Origin of the sequence: Pelomonas sp. CA6 (assembly GCF_022549225.1) — a bacterium.
Lineage (GTDB): Bacteria > Pseudomonadota > Gammaproteobacteria > Burkholderiales > Burkholderiaceae_C > Roseateles.
Genome location: NZ_JAKZFD010000003.1, coordinates 209120 through 225758 on the forward strand (window position 1 = coordinate 209120; position 16639 = coordinate 225758).

Annotated in this window: 12 protein-coding genes; 8 read left to right on the top strand and 4 right to left on the bottom strand. The window is 70.5% G+C overall.

Going from position 1 to position 16639, the window contains the following annotated elements; all coding sequences use genetic code 11:
* Nucleotides 1-116: 116 nt before the first annotated feature.
* The 4 genes from LZ017_RS06955 (at nt 117) to LZ017_RS06970 (ending at nt 6188) form a co-directional block, all read left to right on the top strand.
* Entirely contained in the window at nt 117-1946 is a 1830-nt protein-coding gene (locus tag LZ017_RS06955) for an ATP-binding protein (protein ID WP_241395879.1), read from the top strand.
* 154 nt (nt 1947-2100) lie between these two features.
* The gene (locus tag LZ017_RS06960; RefSeq protein ID WP_241395880.1) at nt 2101-3111 is read left to right on the top strand and encodes an alpha/beta hydrolase; all 1011 of its coding nucleotides are present in this window, start codon (nt 2101-2103) and stop codon (nt 3109-3111) included.
* A 458-nt stretch (nt 3112-3569) separates the two neighbouring features.
* Nucleotides 3570-3977, top strand: coding sequence for a DUF2946 family protein (locus LZ017_RS06965; RefSeq protein ID WP_241395881.1), 408 nt, complete (start codon nt 3570-3572; stop codon nt 3975-3977).
* Nucleotides 3978-4118: 141 nt separating this feature from the next.
* Nucleotides 4119-6188: a TonB-dependent copper receptor gene (locus LZ017_RS06970; RefSeq protein ID WP_241395882.1), complete on the top strand. Its 2070-nt coding sequence runs from the start codon at nt 4119-4121 to the stop codon at nt 6186-6188.
* Between the two features lie 118 nt (nt 6189-6306).
* Here the strand turns inward: LZ017_RS06970 and LZ017_RS06975 are convergent, their stop codons facing one another.
* The gene (locus LZ017_RS06975) at nt 6307-7308 is read right to left on the bottom strand and encodes an NAD-dependent epimerase/dehydratase family protein (RefSeq protein WP_241395883.1); all 1002 of its coding nucleotides are present in this window, start codon (nt 7306-7308) and stop codon (nt 6307-6309) included.
* Between the two features lie 82 nt (nt 7309-7390).
* Here LZ017_RS06975 and LZ017_RS06980 point away from each other — a divergent pair, with 82 nt between their 5' ends.
* A complete protein-coding gene (locus LZ017_RS06980; RefSeq protein ID WP_241395884.1) occupies nt 7391-8266 on the top strand; it encodes a LysR family transcriptional regulator in 876 nt (291 codons plus the stop codon).
* Between the two features lie 22 nt (nt 8267-8288).
* On the opposite strand, the gene LZ017_RS06985 is transcribed toward LZ017_RS06980, so the two are convergent.
* Both LZ017_RS06985 and LZ017_RS06990 read right to left on the bottom strand, forming a co-directional pair.
* Nucleotides 8289-9191 carry an NAD(P)/FAD-dependent oxidoreductase gene (locus LZ017_RS06985; RefSeq protein WP_241395885.1) on the bottom strand — a complete coding sequence of 301 codons (903 nt, stop codon included), beginning with the start codon at nt 9189-9191 and terminating at the stop codon, nt 8289-8291.
* A complete protein-coding gene (locus LZ017_RS06990; RefSeq protein WP_241395886.1) occupies nt 9178-9651 on the bottom strand; it encodes an Rrf2 family transcriptional regulator in 474 nt (157 codons plus the stop codon). The genes LZ017_RS06985 and LZ017_RS06990 overlap by 14 nt, the downstream gene beginning before the upstream one ends.
* Nucleotides 9652-10045: 394 nt before the next feature.
* On the opposite strand from LZ017_RS06990, the gene LZ017_RS06995 reads away from it, so the two are divergent.
* On the top strand, nt 10046-11929 hold the full coding sequence (locus LZ017_RS06995) for a diguanylate cyclase (protein WP_241395887.1): 1884 nt from the start codon (nt 10046-10048) through the stop codon (nt 11927-11929).
* A gap of 13 nt (nt 11930-11942) precedes the next feature.
* On the opposite strand, the gene LZ017_RS07000 is transcribed toward LZ017_RS06995, so the two are convergent.
* Nucleotides 11943-12809 carry a DUF6502 family protein gene (locus LZ017_RS07000; RefSeq protein WP_241395888.1) on the bottom strand — a complete coding sequence of 289 codons (867 nt, stop codon included), beginning with the start codon at nt 12807-12809 and terminating at the stop codon, nt 11943-11945.
* Nucleotides 12810-12906: 97 nt separating this feature from the next.
* Here LZ017_RS07000 and LZ017_RS07005 point away from each other — a divergent pair, with 97 nt between their 5' ends.
* Both LZ017_RS07005 and LZ017_RS07010 read left to right on the top strand, forming a co-directional pair.
* Nucleotides 12907-13731: a phosphatase PAP2 family protein gene (locus tag LZ017_RS07005; protein ID WP_241395889.1), complete on the top strand. Its 825-nt coding sequence runs from the start codon at nt 12907-12909 to the stop codon at nt 13729-13731.
* Nucleotides 13732-13866: 135 nt separating this feature from the next.
* A complete protein-coding gene (locus LZ017_RS07010) occupies nt 13867-16626 on the top strand; it encodes a TonB-dependent siderophore receptor (RefSeq protein ID WP_241395890.1) in 2760 nt (919 codons plus the stop codon).
* Nucleotides 16627-16639: the final 13 nt, after the last annotated feature.

Sequence of the window (16639 nt, forward strand, 5' to 3'; positions counted from 1 at the left end):
ACGGAGCGGCTGCGTGTGCTCCGCGTTCTCCGCGGGCCGCGCGATCTGCTCTGCTGGCCCCCATGGCCTGACAACAGGCCGAGCCGGAGCCTGCGTTCCGCCCATGTTTGCTTGGCTTGATTTCCATCAAGACCTTTTCGAGCCGGGCGTCTACATATCGCTTCAACATGCCGAAGCGTCCTCTTCGTCTTTACCTGCTCGCCCTTGTCATGGGCGTTGCGGTCCCGGCTTTGCTGCTCGCGATGGTCCAGGCCATGGACAGCGCGGCCCGGCAGCGGGCCGCGGTCGAAGCGGGGCTGACCAACACGTCGCGGGTGCTCGCCACTTCGGTGGAGCATGAGCTGCTGCGCAGCGTGGCGGCACTGGATGTGCTTGCCGCATCGCCCAGGTTGGCCGCGGGCGACCTTGCCGGCTTCTACGAAGAGGCTCGAGCCGCCGCGGCCCAGCTGCCCTGGTACACAGTGTGGCTGGCGGATGCCCACGGGCGCCAGCTCATGAACTTGCTCGCGCCGCTGGGCGCGCAGCTGCCCTCTCTGGCGGACCGGCCCTATGTCGCCGAGGCCCTGCGCAGCGGACGATGGACGGTGTCCGGGCTCATCGTGGGGCGAGTCTCCGGCAGCCAAAACGTGACGGTGGCGGTGCCGCTGCTGCGGCAGCCCGGAACGCCGCTCTATGTCGTCGGCGCGGCCCTGCGGCCGGCCACCTTCAATGTCTTGCTCGAGTCGGTCAATCCTTATCTGCACACCGCCACCGCGTCCATTGTCGGGCGCGATTTCATCGTCATCGCCCGCAACCGCGATGCTGAACGGTGGCTGGGGCAGCGCGCGCATGCGAAGTACATCGAATCCCTGGCCGAGGCCCCGGAGGGGCTGGCGCGGACGACGACGTTGGAAGGTGACGCAATCTACGCGGCCTATCGCCGATTGCCGGACAGCGGTTGGACGATAGGCATGGGGGTGCTCGCCTCGGAAGTGGAGGAACCGGTGTGGCGCACGCTCCGGACCTCCGCGGCGCTGGGTCTGTGCGGGCTGTTGCTGGCCGGTACGGTGGCGGTTCTGCTGAGTCGGCGCATCGCCCGCCCCATCAAGCAGCTGGCGGACACCGCCGACGGCATCGCCCGGGGGCATTACGACCCGGCACCCGTGGGGTCAGGTATTGCCGAGATCGAAACCCTGGCGCGCGCTCTGCAGTACGCCGCCCAGGCCGCGCGCGAACGGGATCAACTGGCCGAACAGGCCCGCCACATCACGGCCGAGCTGGAGCGCGTGGAGATCCGCGAGCGCCAGCAGATCGCCCGGGATCTGCACGACGATCTGGCCCAGACGCTCGCCGCCGCGCTGATCCGGCTGACCGTTTTGCAGCAGCATGCCGACCCGGCGGTCGCGCGCCGCGCCACCGAGTTGGCCGACCTGATCCAGCGCGCCAATCATTCGACGCGCTCGCTCGCGGAGCAGCTGTCACCGCCGGCCCTGTATGAGCTGGGTCTGGTGCCGGCGCTGGAATGGCTGGCGCAGGAGCTGGAGAACGACTACGGCCTGCAGGTGCAGATCCATGACGACGGCCAGCCCAAGCCGCTGTCCATCGAGGCGTCGTCCATCGTGTTCCGCTGCGTGCGCGAACTGCTGATCAATGTCTTCAAGCATGCGCAGACCCCGTCCGCCAGCGTGCGACTGTCGGTCGAGGGCGAGCAGACCCTGGTCATCCACGTGCTGGACGCCGGACGTGGCATCGACCCCTCGGCCGTCGCGCACGAGGTCGGCGCGGGCCGCCTGGGGTTGCGGGCCGTGAAGGAACGCCTGGGGCACCTGGGCGGCAGCTTTCACATGGCCTCGCAGCCCTCCGGGGGCAGCGACGTGTCGCTGCGTCTGCCCCTGATGCCCCGTGACAGCGCGCCGACTGGCTCGCACGGGGACGAGCCCCCGTCATCCGCAGGTCCCACAGCGTAGGCGGGGGCGCCCGTGCCGGACCTACAGGCCCATGGCCACCGTCTGGCCCCGTGTCGAAATCGGTCTACATCAAACGGCCAGCGCTCCTGGAGCGCGCCCGCGCCGCAGGAGGCCTGGCGGATACTTGGGCTCAAAGGGCAGGGAGAGAGTTCTCATGAAGATGGCTTGCGCAGGGGTGTTTCTGGCCTTGATGCTGGTGTCCAAGGTTGCCGATTGCGCCGAAACGGCGCTGCAGGCGCCAGGGCCGCAGGGCCCGTTGAAGGGCACCCTCTTGACGCCCGATGCCGTCAGCGCCCGCCAGGCGCCGGCCGTGCTGATCATTCCGGGCTCCGGACCCACGGACCGTGATGGCAACAACCCGCTGGGCGTCAAGGCCGCGCCCTACCGGCTCTTGGCTGAAGCGCTGGCGCAGCGAGGGCTGAGCAGCGTGCGCATCGACAAGCGGGGGATGTTCGCGAGCAGCGGCGCCATCCCGGATGCGAACAAGGTGAGCATCGACGACTATGCGAACGACGTTCGCGCCTGGGTCCAGGTCATCCAAGGCGAAACCGGGCAGCCCTGCGTCTGGCTGCTGGGCCACAGCGAGGGAGGCTTGGTCGCACTGGCCGCGGCCCGGAATCCCGAGGGGCTGTGCGGCCTCATTCTGGTTGCGACACCAGGACGAAGCTTGGGCGACATCCTGCGCGCGCAACTCAGGGCCAATCCCGCCAATGCCCCACTGCTGGCGGAAGCGGAGGGCGCCATCTCGAAGCTGGAAGGCGGCAGCCGCGTCGAAGTGTCTTCCATGCATCCGGCCTTGCAGAGGCTGTTCGCTCCGGCCGTGCAAGATTTCCTCATCTCCAGCATGCGCCTCGATCCCGTGGCGCTCATCCAGTCCTACCGTGGGCCCGTGCTGCTCATCCAGGGAGACAAGGATCTGCAGGTGAGCGTCGAAGACGCGCAACGCCTGGGGCGAGCCAACGCCTCGGCCCGAGTCGTCGTCCTCGCGGACGTCAACCACGTGCTCAAGACCATGGACAGCAGCGCGCGCGCTGCGAACCTTGCCGGCTATGCCGATCCCGGCTTGCCCCTTGCGCCGGGCATCGTGGACGCCATCGTCGATGTCGTGCAAGGCGCACAGCAGGGGACGGCGGAGTCTGTGAAGGCGGGATCAGTTCGCCACTGAGCGCGCCCTGTGCTGTGGCGAGCTGGCGTGCCAAACACATACAGCATGTCCGGGCAGAGCTCCTCGTGGTCGCTGCCGTCGGAAGAGCGCACCGCCTGGTCGCCATGGCGTTCGTAGAAGCGGCGGGCTTGCTCGTTGGCCTGGAAGGTGAAGAGTCGGATGCTGGCTGGTTGTGACGTGGCATCTGCCGCGGTGCCAGGACGGGCCCCGTGCGCCGGCGTTCATGCCGGAAGATCTGGATGGCGGCGCGCCCTAGCGAGCCGTCTGGGCCGGCCACCGCGCGGCTGCAGATCGCCCAGCGCTGGCGCGGCGGGTTCGCGTAGCGAGCGCGGGGCAATCCAGGTCAAGGCCTTGGGGCGCGGCGCAGGCGACACTTCGGCCATGTCGTGTTTCGCGCGCTCCGTTACCGTTCCGCAAGGCCTCCGGCCTTTCGCGGCGCGGCCCGCGCACGCCGCGACATGAGGACGCTGAACCAGCGCCTGCGCGCCTCGGCGTGGCTGCGCGGCTTGGCGCTGGCGGCCGCGCTGCTGCTGGCGGTCATGCCGTCGCTCAGCCGGGTGGTGGTGGCCCACCAGGCCCAGCCCGAGGCGGGCTGGGGCGACATCTGCCATGCGGCCAGCGCGTTCGGCCTGGCATCGCCGGCCGAGGCCGCGCCGGCCCATCACGGCACCAGCGGCGACTCGGCCAGCGGGCCGGCCTGCGATTACTGTCTGCTCATTGGTGGGCCCCCGGTGCCGCATTGGGGCGGACTGGGCTTTGACCGCCCGCCCGGCCAGGACGCGCCGGTCGTCGGCCAGGCCGAGGTCTGGCTGCGCCCGGTCGTCAACGCGCGCGGCCTGGGCAGCCAGGCGCCGCCGCGCGGCTGAATCCGGCCGGCCCCAGCGCCGGCCGTTCCTTCTCCCTCCCATTCCATCTTCTACGGGCGCGCCCGCCATGTCGGCGCGCCTGCATCGACGTGCGTGCCAGGTCTTGCCTTGCCTGCCTGGCCGCCCGTGAGCGAGAGAACCATGAGCTTCCGTCCCCATCCCACGCCCGTGGCCCTGGCCATCGCCATGGCCATCGCCGCCTCGAGCGCGGTGTCGGCCCCCGCCGATCCCGTCGTCGTCCAGACCCTGGCGCCCGTCGTCCTGACGACGACGCGCATGAGCGATCCGCTGCAGGTCGACACCGACCCCAAGGCGCCGCGCCAGCCCATTCCGGCCCACGACGGCGCGGACCTGCTGAAGAGCATTCCCGGCTTCTCGGTGATCCGCAAGGGCGCCACCGATGGCGACCCGGTGTTCCGCGGCGCAGCCGGTTCCCGGCTGGGCATCCTGCTCGACGGGCAGGAGCTGTACGGCGGCTGCGGCGGGCGCATGGACCCGCCCACGGCCTATGTCTATCCGGAGTCCTATGACCGCGTGCGCATCCTCAAGGGACCGCAGTCGGTGCGTTACGGCGCGGGCCAGTCGGCCGGCGTGGTGCTGTTCGAGCGCGACTACCAGCGGCCGCAGGCCTGGCGCGTCAGCGCCGACGCGAGCCTCACGCTGGCCCGCTTCGGCCGCAACGACCAGATGCTGGATGCGGGCCTGGCGAGCCCGGACTTCTACCTGCGCGCCGGCGGCACGCGGGCCGACGCCGACAACTACCGCGACGGCAACGGCAAGGAGATCCATAGCTTCTATACGCGCTGGAGCAGCCACGCCGCGCTGGGCTGGACGCCCGACGCCGACACCCGGGCCGAGCTGTCCGTCGACCTGAGCGATGGCGAGGCGGCCTATGCCGACCGCGGAATGGACGGCGCCAAGTTCCGGCGCGAGAACAGCTCGCTGCTGTTCGAGAAGAAGCGCATCTCGTCGTTGTGGAAGGCCGTCGAGGCACGCCTCTACCGCAACCATGCCGACCATGTGATGGACAACTACAGCCTGCGGCCCAACCCGGGCACGGCCATGTCGTACGCGGCGATGAACCCCGACCGCACGACGCAGGGCGGGCGCGTCAGCGTCACGCTGACGCCGGCCGGTCCGTGGGAGCTGACCCTGGGGGTGGACGCGAAGCAGGACGACCACCGCTACCGCAGCGCCATGATGAAGGGCAGCGCGCAGGCGGCGACGCAGCTCTACCTGTCGCTGCCGCGCCAGTACGACATCAAGTCGCGGCAGTCCGGGGTGTTTGGCGAAGCCAGCGTGCAGCTGAGCGAACAGCGCAAGATCCTGGCCGGCCTGCGCGTCGACCGCCACCATGCCGAGGATCTGCGGCCCGACGGCTTCAGCGCCGCCACCTCGCCGGTCAACACCACGCGCGGGCAGGCGGACAAGCGGACGCTGAGCAGCGGCTTCGTCCGCTACGAGCAGCGGCTGCCCGACAGCGGCGGCTATGTCTACGCGGGGCTGGGGCATTCCGAGCGCTTCCCCGACTACTGGGAGCGCCTGCACAAGAGCCCGGCCGGCGGCAGCGTGTTCCTGTCGGTGAAGCCCGAGAAGCTCACGCAGTTGGATGTCGGTGCCAGCGTGGTGGTTGGCGCGCTGCAGCTGTCCGTTTCGGGCTTTTATGGCCGCAGCGCCGACTACATCCTGTTGAACTGGGACAAGGGCCAGACGCGCAACGTCGACACCACCTCCTACGGCGGCGAGCTGGATGCGCGCTACAAGCTGAGCCCGGCCTGGGACCTCACCGGCAGCCTGGCCTATGTGCACGGCCAGAACCGCACCGACCACAAGCCGCTGGCCCAGCAGCCGCCGCTGGAGCTGCGCCTGGGCAGCAACTACAGCCACGAGCGCCTGACGCTGGGCGTGCTGTGGCGCCTGGTGGCGTCGCAGGACCGCTTCGACCTGGGCTCGGGCAACATCGTTGCCAACGGCAAGGACCTCGGGCCGACGCCGGGCTTCGGCGTGCTGTCGCTGAACGCGGGTTACCGCTTCAACGAGAAGTTCCTGCTGACGGCGGGCATCGACAACCTGCTCGACAAGGCCTATGCGGAACACCTCTCGCGCGCCGGCCAGTCCGCCGGCATGAGCGGCATGGACCTGTACCCGCCCAACACGCGCATCAACGAACCCGGGCGCACCGTCTGGGCCAAGCTGCAGTTCAGCTATTGAGCGGGAGGCGGGTGCGGCGCGTGGCACACCGGTTCGATGCCGTGTCCGGCCGGGCCGATCGCGCGGGCCCGCGTGGTGGCGGGCGTGATCTTGCGGGCGCGGTGCCGCGCGGCGCGCTTCAGGCGGCTTGCGCGTCAGGGCGTACTGGGCGCTGGTTCGCCGCCCAGTACTCGAAGCTTGCATCCAGCATCGCCTCCAGCTCGCCGGCGCGGTAGCCCAGCTGAGTTTCGGCGAGCCGCGAATCGCCCAGCATGTCGCCGGTGAGGATCTCCGCGAGCGCGGGGTTCAGGGCCGGACGCCGGCCGCTGACCTGTGACCACAGCGCGGAGAGCCGGCCCACTGCCTTCAACAACGGCGCGGGCACGGTGGCGGTCACGGGGCGGGCGTTCAGCCGGGCGGCGATGCCCGCGAAGACCTCCAGGTAGCTCGCCTGCGGGCCGGCCAGCACATAGCGCGCGGCGGGGTGCGCGTGCTCGGCCGCGGCGACGTGGGCGCGCGCGACCTCCCGCACGGGGCTGAAGCAGGCCCGGCCGCCCGGTGCCGCGCGGACCTTGCCGGCCGCGACGTCATCGAACATCCGTATCCAGCCGGCCTTGTCGAAGGGGCCCAGCATGTGCGAAGGGTGCAGGCTGACGGTCAACAGGCCGTCGCGCGTCGCTTGCTGGAGCAGGTCGTCGGCCATGCGCTTGCTGCGCAGATAGGGATTGGGGTCGCGGTCGCCGCGCAGCTCCGATTGCTCGTCGACCACGCCCAGGTCGGTGCGGAACAGGCCCAGCGTGGAGGTCGCGACGACGCGGCGGGCCTCACGCTGCAGGGCGGCGCGCAGCAGGGTGCGCGTGGCGGCCACGTTGTCGCGCAGCAGCAGGTCCAGGTCGCCCATCCACATGGTGGTGGCCGCGGCGACATGGAACACCGCGTCGGCGCGGCGCGGGATGGCGGCCGTGGTGGTGGTCAGGTCCTGCAGCGAGCCCTGGCGCACGGTGATGCGTTCGCCACGCATCCAGTCCGGCACCTCGCCGCGAACCAGCGCGTGCACCTCCCAGTCCTGCCGCAGCAGCTCGCCGATCAGGTGGCGGCCGAGGAATCCGGCGCCGCCGGTGACAAATGCAGTCTTCTTCATGTCCAGTCGTCTCATCATGCAAGGCTGCAGCGTAGTGGCCGGCCTTCCTAGAATGGAAGGCCTGCAAAGCCGTTGTGCATTTATGAAAAACATCAGCTGGGACGACATCCGCCTGCTCGTCGCGTTGTCGGAACACGGGTCGCTGCTCGACGCGGGCCGCGCGCTGGGGCTGGCCACGACGACGGTGTCGCGCCGCATCGCCAGCCTGGAGCAGGGCCTGGGCGCGCACTTGGTGCACCGAACCTATGGCGGCACCTTGCTGACCGATGCCGGGCGGCGCCTGGTCGGCGCGGCGACGCCGGTGGCGCTCCAGTTCGAGGCGCTGATCCGCGCGGCGCTGGGATCGGACCAGGCGCTCGAAGGCCTGATCAAGCTGACGCTGGTGGAGGGCCTGGCACCGCTGGCCGTGCAGGCCATCCAGACCTTCAGGCTGCAGCATCCCAAGGTGAGTTTCGAACTGGACAGCGCCAACCGGCCGCTGGACATGAGCAAGGGCGAGGCCGACATCGCGCTGCGCACGGTGAGGCCGGCGTCGCAGGGGTTGGTGCTGCGGCAGGTGGGGACGATTCACTTCGGCGTGTATGGCGCGCGAGCCCAGTTCGGCACGCGCGCGGTGGCGCAGGGCAACGAACTGCTGTCGCGCTGCGACGCGGTGGTGCTGGGTGGCGAGCTGCAGGGGCTCAAGGAAAGCCGCTGGCTGGCGGCGCGGGCGCGCGCGGTGGTGCTGCAGACGCAGACGCTGTCCTCGCTGATGGCGGCGGTCGCCAGCGGCGTGGGGATCGGCGTGATCCCGGACGAGCTGGCGGCCGGCGACGCGTCGCTGTGCCGGCTGGGCACCTGCACCGCGGTGCCGCGCAAGGCGCTGTGGCTGGTGATGAACCGGCGCGCGGCGCAGACGGCGCGGGTGCGCGCCTTTGCCCAGCACATGGCGCAGACTTTGCAGGACTTCGTGCGCTGAGCGCGGCGCGCCGCCGCGCGGCCTATTGGGGGAACAGGGTGGAGCGGTGCGCGCCAAACGCCGCCATCACGCCGTCGGCCACCGCCAGCGCCACGCTGCCCGCGGCGCGCGCGGCGTCCCCACAGGCGAACACGTGGGGCACGCTGGTGGCCTGCACGGCGCCGACCCTGATGAACTCGCCCATGGGGCTTTCTTCGATCTCGCAGCCCAGCTGGCGTGCGACCGGGCTGGCCAGCCGGCAATACGGCTGGGTGAACAGCCCATTCATCGCGAACCGGCGGCCGTCCTCCAGCCACACATCGGCCAGGCCATCGATGCGCGCGATGGGCGCGGACTCGAGTCGGGTGCCGCGCGCGGACAGCGCGGCCAGGTCCTCGTCGCTGGGGATGTAGGCGCCGTTGGTGAACAGCGTGGTCGGGCCCCAGTCGGGCAGCATCAGCGCGTGGTGCAGGGCCAGCGGCGACGCGGCGACGATGCCGATGGGGCCCGCATCCAACTCGTAGCCGTGGCAGTAGGGACAGTGGAAGACGCTGCGCCCCCAGCGTTCGGCCAGGCCCGGCACCGGGGGCAGCTCGTCGCGGACGCCGGTGGCGAGGATGAGCCGGGCCGCGCTGACGGTCTGCTCGCCGACCTCGAATTGCAGCCGGCCATCGTCCGCGACCCGGGCCGCGTCGGCGCGGCCGTCCAGCCAGCGCACGCTGGGGTAGCGCAGCAGCTGCCGGCGGCCTTCGTCGGCGATGGCCGCGGGAGCCTGGCCGTCGCGGGTCAGGAAGCCATGGGCGTGGCCGCCCGCGTCGTCGACGAAGCGGTTGCGGCGCTGGCCCGCGTCGACCACCAGCACCTGGCGGCGCGCCCGTGCCAGTTGCAAGGCGGCGGACAGGCCGGCGTAGCTGCCGCCGATGACGGCGAAGTCAGTCTTCATCATGGGAATGCTCCTCGAGTCGATGCCAGCCCTGGCCCTGGGCGGCCATGCGGCGGTGGAAGTCCTGCGCCAGCGCGGCCAGGGTCACGCGGCCCAGCCGCTGCAGCAGCGCGGCCTCGGCCTCCTGGACCGCGGCGCCCAGCGCCTCGTTGACCGCCAGCGCCACCAGGCATTGCGGACGGTCTTCGCGAAAGCCCAGCGACACCAGGGCCGGCGCGCCCAGCGCCTCGTGCACGTCGCGCAGCGTGATGCGCTCCAGCGCGCACGACAGCACCCAGCCCCCGCCATGGCCCTTGGCCGAGGCCACGAAGCCGGCCTCGCGCAGCCCCGTCATCAGCCGGCGCAGCGCCACGGGATGGGTCTGCATGGCCCGGGCCAGGGATTCGGAGGTGCTCGGCTGGTCGTTCTCGGCCATGTGCAGCAGCACATGCAGGATGTCGGAGAGCTGGCTGTTTCTTTTCATGCAACATTATTAGTTGCTTGATGAATGCCTTGCCCGACCCAGGGGCTTTGCGCGCGGCAGGGGGGGGCCGCGCGCCGGCCCCGTCCGTGCAGGGCCCCGGGGTGACCGGTTGTTTGTATCAGTTTGGACCGGGTGCCCGTCAGCGTGCCGGGCCCGTGCATGGGCGCGCAATTTTTCGCACTCTCATGACCCAGAGCGAGGTCCGATCGCGGGCGGGGGCAAAACGTGAAATAGGTCAAGTCCGCCGACTATCGACTATCGTTTCTATCACTTAGGATTTGATCCATTGCAAGAAGCCGGTGGGTCGTTTAAAGCGGCCGGTCCTTGCGAGTGCCTTCCGGGCCCAGGGCTGTGTACCTGGGGCCGGCCCCAAGCCTGGCCGGAGACCGCCACGATGGAGCGTCAGCTCGCCGATCAGCCCAAGCCCCTGATGCGCCTGGCGCCACTGCTGGTGCTGGGCAATCTTGTCGTCGCCGCGATCCTGGTCATCGTGACGGTGCTGAGCCTGAAGGAGAGCCGCGAGTCCGACAAGGCCTTCGCGCGCCAGGCGGCGGACAACCTGGCGAACAGCGTGGCCATCGAGGTCGGCGCGGAACTGCGCCTGGTCGACAACGGCCTGGCCACGATCGCGGGGCTGTATGCCCGGGCCTCGGAGGCGCAGCGGCAGCAGGTGCTGGCGGAAGCCGTGGCGCAGCAGCGGGTGCTGCTGCCTCAGGTCATGGCCTTGAGGGCTGCTGACGCGCATGGGGCGGTGCAGGTCGGCCTGGGCCGCGACGAGCCGCCCACATCGGTGTGGGACCGCCCCTACTTCGAGCAGGCCCGGCATGTGGACACCATGGTCATGTCCGAGCCGGTGCGGAGCCGGGTGACCGGTCAGTGGAGCATCGTGCTGGCGCGGCGGCTGGTGGGCGCGGACGGCGGGTTCGCCGGGGTCGTGTATGCGGTGATGACCTCGGACCATTTCACCGACCGCTTCCGGACACTGGACCTCGGCGATGCGGGCGCGATGGCGCTGCGCACGGATTCGATGCGCCTGGTCTCGTGGTTTTCCACGGCCGAACCCCGCATGGCCCGAGGCTACGGCGAAGTGAATCCGTCGCCGGGCTTGGTGCGCCAGTTCTCGATCAACCGGGATCATGGAGAATTTGAGGGCCGCACCGGGCTGGATGGCCAGGAGCGCATCTCGGCCTACCGCCGCATTCCCGACTACCCGCTCATCGCGATCACCGGTCTGGGGACACAGAGCGCGCTGGCGTCCTGGCGGCGGGAGGCCCTGGTTCAGGCCGCGCTGGTGGCCGTCATCCTGCTGACGATCGCGGCGTTCTCCCTCTACATCCATCGCAAGCACGGCCAGGAGCGCCGCGCGCGCATCGCGGCGCTCAAGCTGGCGCGCGAGCAGAACCTGATGCTGGACAACGACCTGGTCGGCATGATGCGCGTGCGCGACCGCAGCATCGCCTGGAACAACCGCGCGCTGGATCAGATCCTGGGCTACCTGCCGTCGGAGCTGCAGGGCGCGCCGACCCGCCAGCTGCACCTGGACGATGCGTCGTACGACAAGGTCTGCAACGCCGGTGGGGCCGCGCTGGCCGCGGGCCGGCGCTTCCGTACGCAGATCAAGATGCGCAAGAAGAACGGCGATCCGGTCTGGATTGACGTCAGCGGCATGGCGGTTTCCGAGACCGAGAGCCTGTGGATGCTGGCCGACATCGAGGCTCTGAAGCGCAGCGAGGAGTCGGCCTACGACCTGGCGCTGCGCGACGCGCTGACGGGCCTGCCGAACCGGCGTCTGTTCGAGGAGAAGCTCAGCGACGTGCTGGCCCATGCCTCGCGCGACAGCCGCAACGCGGCGGTCTGCTTCATTGACCTGGACGGCTTCAAGCTGATCAACGACACGCATGGCCACGACGCCGGCGACGCGGTGCTGCGCGAGGTGGGCACGGTGCTGCAGGACACGGTGCGCGGCAACGACGTGGTGGCGCGCCTGGGCGGCGACGAGTTCGCGCTGGTGCTGAGCAGCGTGCCCACGCTGAACGAGGCCATCCAGGTGATGCAGCGCTGCCGGGAGCGCATCCGCCGCCAGATCTCGCTGGGCAAGGGGCTGCAGGTGTCGGTCGACGCCAGCGTCGGCATCGCGATCGGCAATGGCACGATGGCGGCACCCGATCTGATCCGGCGCGCCGACGAGGCCATGTACATCGCCAAGCGCGGCCACACCGGCATCCATGTGTGGCAGGAGGCGCGCGGCCACCTGCAGGTGGTGCAGGGCAAGCGCTGAGCGGCGGTGCCGCTCAATCGCCGGCGTCGGGGTTGCCGCCGGCCGGTGCGGCGGGGGAGGGCGCCTGCAGCGGCGATTCCGTCGCGTAGCTCTGCATCCCGAAGCTGTAGCGCAGACGCCCCTGGCCCTGGCGCCCTCGGCTCTCGGCTTCGATGACCTCGCGGTTGAGCTGGTCGGCGAAGCGCCGGCCCCAGCGCCGCACCATGGCGTGCAGCTGTGCCACATCCTCGGGCAGCAGGTCTTCGCCGCGGACCGAGAACAGGTAATGCGCGTCGGGGTCGTGGTAGAGCCGGTCCCAGGCCGCCTCCAGCCGGTGGGCGGCGATCACGGCGCTGCGCGCCAGGCTTTGCAGCTCCTCTCCCGCGGCGCGCTCGGGCGCGGCCCAGCACACGCGGCCCTGCTCGTCCAGGCTGACCGCGCCCAGCTGCAGCCAGGTGTCCAGCAAGGCCTTGGGTGGCACGCCCTTGGTGACCTCCTCGATCAGGTCCTCGAAGGTGGGCCGCAGGGCCTCACGCGCCTGGCTGCGCCGCTCCAGCGCGCGCGGCGCGCCCTCGTCGTCGACAAAGCGGGCATCCCCGCTCCAGAGCGACATCACCAGATCCAGCAGGCTGCGGCGGCGACGCTCGGACTGGTCCAGCGGCGCCTCGGTGCCGATGCGCTTGACGTCCTTGCGGTGCACGCCGGTGAGGGTGCTGAGCGCCGCGTCGGTGACGCGCCGGCCCTCCTGCGTCAGCTGCTGCGTGGCCTGCTCGATGTAGACGCGCTTGGACAACTCCACGAGGTCGTTGAGCCCCACGCCCTCGCGCACCATCAGGCGGATCAGCGGGCGCAGCAGCAGGGTCGCGATGTGCAGGGTCTGCTCTTGGGTGTTGGTGCTCATGGACGGACGGGGACGGGGGTCTGCGGGTTAGCCTGTATTTGCGATTTTTTCGCACAAATTGACAATGGCGGGCAATCGCACCTCATTCTCCGTCGTCATGAAGCCGTCTTTCTTCCTCTTGCGCACCGGCCTGGCCGGCCTGGGCCTTCTGCTGGGCGCGCTGGCGCATGCCGCCTCGCCGGAGTGGGAGTCGCCGCCCACCAGCCACAAGGCCGTGCGGCCCTATGCCGACGCCAGCGCGCTGTACCGCTCCGTGCTGCCGCCGGCACCGGAACCGGGGTCCGCGCAGGACCGCGACGATGTGGCGGCGGTCCTGGCGCGTCAGCAGGTGGCGCCCGAGCGGCGCGCGCAGGCGGAGGCTGATGGCCGCTGGCTCTATGACCGTTTCGCCCCCGTCCTGGGCCTGCAGACGCTGGGACGCGATCACCTGCCTCAGCTGGTGAACCTGCTCAACCGGGCGGTCAAGCAGGTCGGCGGGCCGGCCTTCGCCGCCAAGAACGAGTACCGCCGCCTGCGCCCGCACCAGCGCCTGCCGCTGGGCCAGGTCTGCGGCCGTGCCGAGGGGGCCCAGCCCGACCCCGATGCCACCCAGCGCACCTCCTATCCGTCGGGCCATGCGGCCTATGGCTGGACGACCGCGCTGGTGCTGGCCCGCGTCGCGCCGCAGCAGGCCGGCGCGCTGCTGCGGCGGGCCCAGGACTATGCCGAGAGCCGCGTGATTTGCGGCATGCATTTCCCCAGCGACGTCGAGGCGGGACGGCAACTGGCCACGGCGGTGGTGGCCCAGCTGGACGGGAACCCCGAGTTCCAGCAGGACCTGCGGCTGGCGCGCAGCGAGCTGGCGGTCCGGCTCGCCGCACTTACTGCGCCGCGCTCCGTCCCGCCCGAGCCGGAGTCCCCGCCCGCCAGCGCGCCGCGCTGAGCGTCCCCCCCGGGCGGCCCGCTGCCGCCCCTTCGTTCCCGTCAGCCCTTTCCGCCGGCCTCGCGGCCGACGCGGACAGGCCCTGTCTTGCCCGCATGGCTTGCCGCCATGGCCCTTCCACCCCCGGAGTCGCCCATGAACCCCTCCTTGAACCTCGTCGCGCTGGCCTGTCTGGCGGCCATGCTTCCGGCCCAGGCCCAATCCACCCACCCCGCCAGCCCGCCGTCGCCGCCCGGGACCGCGGCCAAGCTGGAAAAGGTGGAAGTCACCGGCACCATGATCAAGCGCACCGACGCGGAAACGCCCGCTCCGGTGACCGTGCTCAAGCGCGAGGACATCCTGCGCAGCGGCGCCACCTCGCTGGACGAGCTGCTGCGCATGGACCCGTCCACCGGCGCCGGCGGGCTGGACGACATGGGCACCGGCAGCGGCTTCGCGGCCGGCACGGCCAGCATCTCCCTGCGCGGGCTGGGCTCGGCGGCCACGCTGGTGCTGATCAACGGGCGGCGTCTGGCGCCGGCCGGCGTGGTGGACCCCAACAGCGGCCAGTCCACGGTGTTCAACATCAATGCCATTCCCATGTCGGCCGTCGAGCGCGTGGAGATCCTCAAATCGGGCGCCTCGTCGCTGTACGGCTCGGACGCGCTGGCCGGGGTGGTCAACCTCATCCTGCGCAACGACTACCGGGGCCGGCTGGTCGAACTCAATGCCAAGCAGCGGCTCGATGGCCTGTTCAAGAACCAGACCGCCAACGGCATGCTGGGCGTCGGCGACATCGCGCGCGACGGCTACAACCTGATGGCCGGCGTGGAGCTGTACCGGCGCGACGGCGTGGGCATTGCCGAGAACCCTTCGCTGGTGCGCCAGGACCTGCTGGGGCCGCTCTACAACCGCCTGGTGCCCAGCTCCAGCTCGTCCTACCCTGGCAACCTCTACACCTACAAAAACGGCAGCTCCGGCAGCTTCCTCGGCATGCTGTCCAGCCGCTGCGAGAACCAGGCGCCGTACTCCTCCAGCGTGGCGACGCCGCGCTGCCTGTGGGACTCCACCCGCTACGCCCAGTACACCGGCGACCAGACGCGCGGCTCGGGCTTTCTGCGCGGCAGCCTGCAGCTGGGCGCCGACACGGTGATCAGCGCCGAGCTGATGGCCTCGCGGGTCAGGAACGACTACACCGACTCGCCGACCAGCCGCAGCGAGTCGCTCACCACCTGGGGCGACGCCCAGGGCCGCACCGTGCAGTTCATGGGTCTGGCCCTGCCGCCCACCCATCCCGACAACCCAACCCGCCTCGCCACCGCCAGCAACCCGGTCAGCCTGCCCAACAGCAGCGGCAGCACGACCAAGTTCACCAAGCCCACGGCGCTGGGCCTGCGCTACCGCTTCGCCGACCTGCCTTACGACTATCACACCCAGGCCGACAACGTCCGCCTGGTGCTGAGCGGCAGCAGCACGCTGGGCGCCTGGGATGTCGATGGCGGGCTGCTGCATCACCGCCAGCGCAACACCAAGACCCTCACCGGCCGGCTGAGCCTGTCCGGCCTCAACAAGGTGCTGGCCGATGGCAGCTACCGCTTCGGCGGCGTCAACAGCCCCGAGGTGCTGGCGCTGATGTCGCCGGACCTGGACGACTGGGGCAAGGCGGCCACCAGCTCGCTGGACCTGCGCGGCTCGCGCGAGCTGGGGCGGCTGGCCGGCGGCGCGGCCATGCTGGGCCTGGGCGGCGAGCTGAGGCATGAGAGCTTCGAGGTCGGCGCCGACCCGCGCACCGCGGCCGGCGACATCATCGGCCGCGGCATTGGCGTGGCCAGCGGTTCGCGCAACGTGGTGGCGGCCTACGCGGAACTGCAGCTGCCGCTGATCCAGGGCCTGGAGACGCAGACCGCATTGCGCGCGGAGCACTATTCCGACTTCGGCCATGCGGTGACCGCCAAGCTGGGCGCCAAGTACAAGCTCGCCCGCGGGGCCGCGCTGCGTGGCACCTGGGCGAATGGCTTTCGCGCGCCGTCGCTGTCGCAGATCAGCACCTCGTCGGTGTTCTCGTTCAGCTCGGGCTACCGCGACCCCAAGCTGTGCCCGGTGGTGAGCAGCAGCAACAGCCATTGCTCGCTGAGCCTGTCCACCGTGTCGCTGGCCAATCCCGCGCTGAAGCCCGAGAAGTCGGACTCCTACACGCTGGGCCTGCTGCTGGAGCCGACCGACTCCAGCGAGATCGTGCTGGACGCCTGGTACATCGAGCGCCGCGGCGAGGTGGACCGCCTGAGCGCCCAGGAGATCCTCAACCGCGAGGACATGTTCCCCGGCATGGTGATGCGCCTGCCGCCGGCCAATGGCGAGGCGCTGGGCCAGGTCTACCAGGTCCGCAGGCCCTACCTGAACCTGGCCAAGTCGCGTACCTCGGGGGTGGACTACGAGCTGAGCCAGCGCATCTCGCTCGAGAGCTGGGGCCGGCTGCGCCTCAGCCTGAAGGGCACCCGCATGCTCAGCCAGAAGCAGCAGTACGAGCAGGGGCGGCCCGTGGTCGACGTGCTGGGCTTTTACAAGTCGCCGCGCAGCAAGCTGCAGCTGAGCGCCAATCTGAGCGTGGGCGACTGGTCCATGAGCCTCAGCGGCAACTACCAGAGCGGCTTCCAGAGCTTCAGCGCGGGCGATGCCTGCGACAGCACCCTGGTCGCGGCCGGCCGTGGGGACCTGTGCCGCATGAAGGCCTGGCGCACCGCCGATCTGTCGCTGAGCTACAAGGGCTTCCAGGGCCTGCGCCTGAGCGGCACGCTGCGCAACCTCGCCGACTCCCGGCCGCCGCTGGACCCCAACAACACCGACGTGGGCGTCAGTGGCGGCGTGGCCAACGCCTATGGGCGCTATCTGTCGCTGAACGCGTCGTACGAGTTCTGAGCGGGCAGGGAAG

What these genes read in the sequence shown, in the direction of transcription:
- LZ017_RS06960 (WP_241395880.1), top strand. Translation starts at nt 2,101, where the DNA reads ATGAAGATGGCTTGCGCAGGGGTGTTTCTGGCCTTGATGCTGGTGTCC.
- LZ017_RS06965 (WP_241395881.1), top strand. Translation starts at nt 3,570, where the DNA reads ATGAGGACGCTGAACCAGCGCCTGCGCGCCTCGGCGTGGCTGCGCGGC.
- LZ017_RS06970 (WP_241395882.1), top strand. Translation starts at nt 4,119, where the DNA reads ATGAGCTTCCGTCCCCATCCCACGCCCGTGGCCCTGGCCATCGCCATG.
- LZ017_RS06975 (WP_241395883.1), bottom strand. Translation starts at nt 7,308, where the DNA reads ATGAAGAAGACTGCATTTGTCACCGGCGGCGCCGGATTCCTCGGCCGC.
- LZ017_RS06980 (WP_241395884.1), top strand. Translation starts at nt 7,391, where the DNA reads ATGAAAAACATCAGCTGGGACGACATCCGCCTGCTCGTCGCGTTGTCG.
- LZ017_RS06985 (WP_241395885.1), bottom strand. Translation starts at nt 9,191, where the DNA reads ATGATGAAGACTGACTTCGCCGTCATCGGCGGCAGCTACGCCGGCCTG.
- LZ017_RS06990 (WP_241395886.1), bottom strand. Translation starts at nt 9,651, where the DNA reads ATGAAAAGAAACAGCCAGCTCTCCGACATCCTGCATGTGCTGCTGCAC.
- LZ017_RS06995 (WP_241395887.1), top strand. Translation starts at nt 10,046, where the DNA reads ATGGAGCGTCAGCTCGCCGATCAGCCCAAGCCCCTGATGCGCCTGGCG.
- LZ017_RS07000 (WP_241395888.1), bottom strand. Translation starts at nt 12,809, where the DNA reads ATGAGCACCAACACCCAAGAGCAGACCCTGCACATCGCGACCCTGCTG.
- LZ017_RS07005 (WP_241395889.1), top strand. Translation starts at nt 12,907, where the DNA reads ATGAAGCCGTCTTTCTTCCTCTTGCGCACCGGCCTGGCCGGCCTGGGC.
- LZ017_RS07010 (WP_241395890.1), top strand. Translation starts at nt 13,867, where the DNA reads ATGAACCCCTCCTTGAACCTCGTCGCGCTGGCCTGTCTGGCGGCCATG.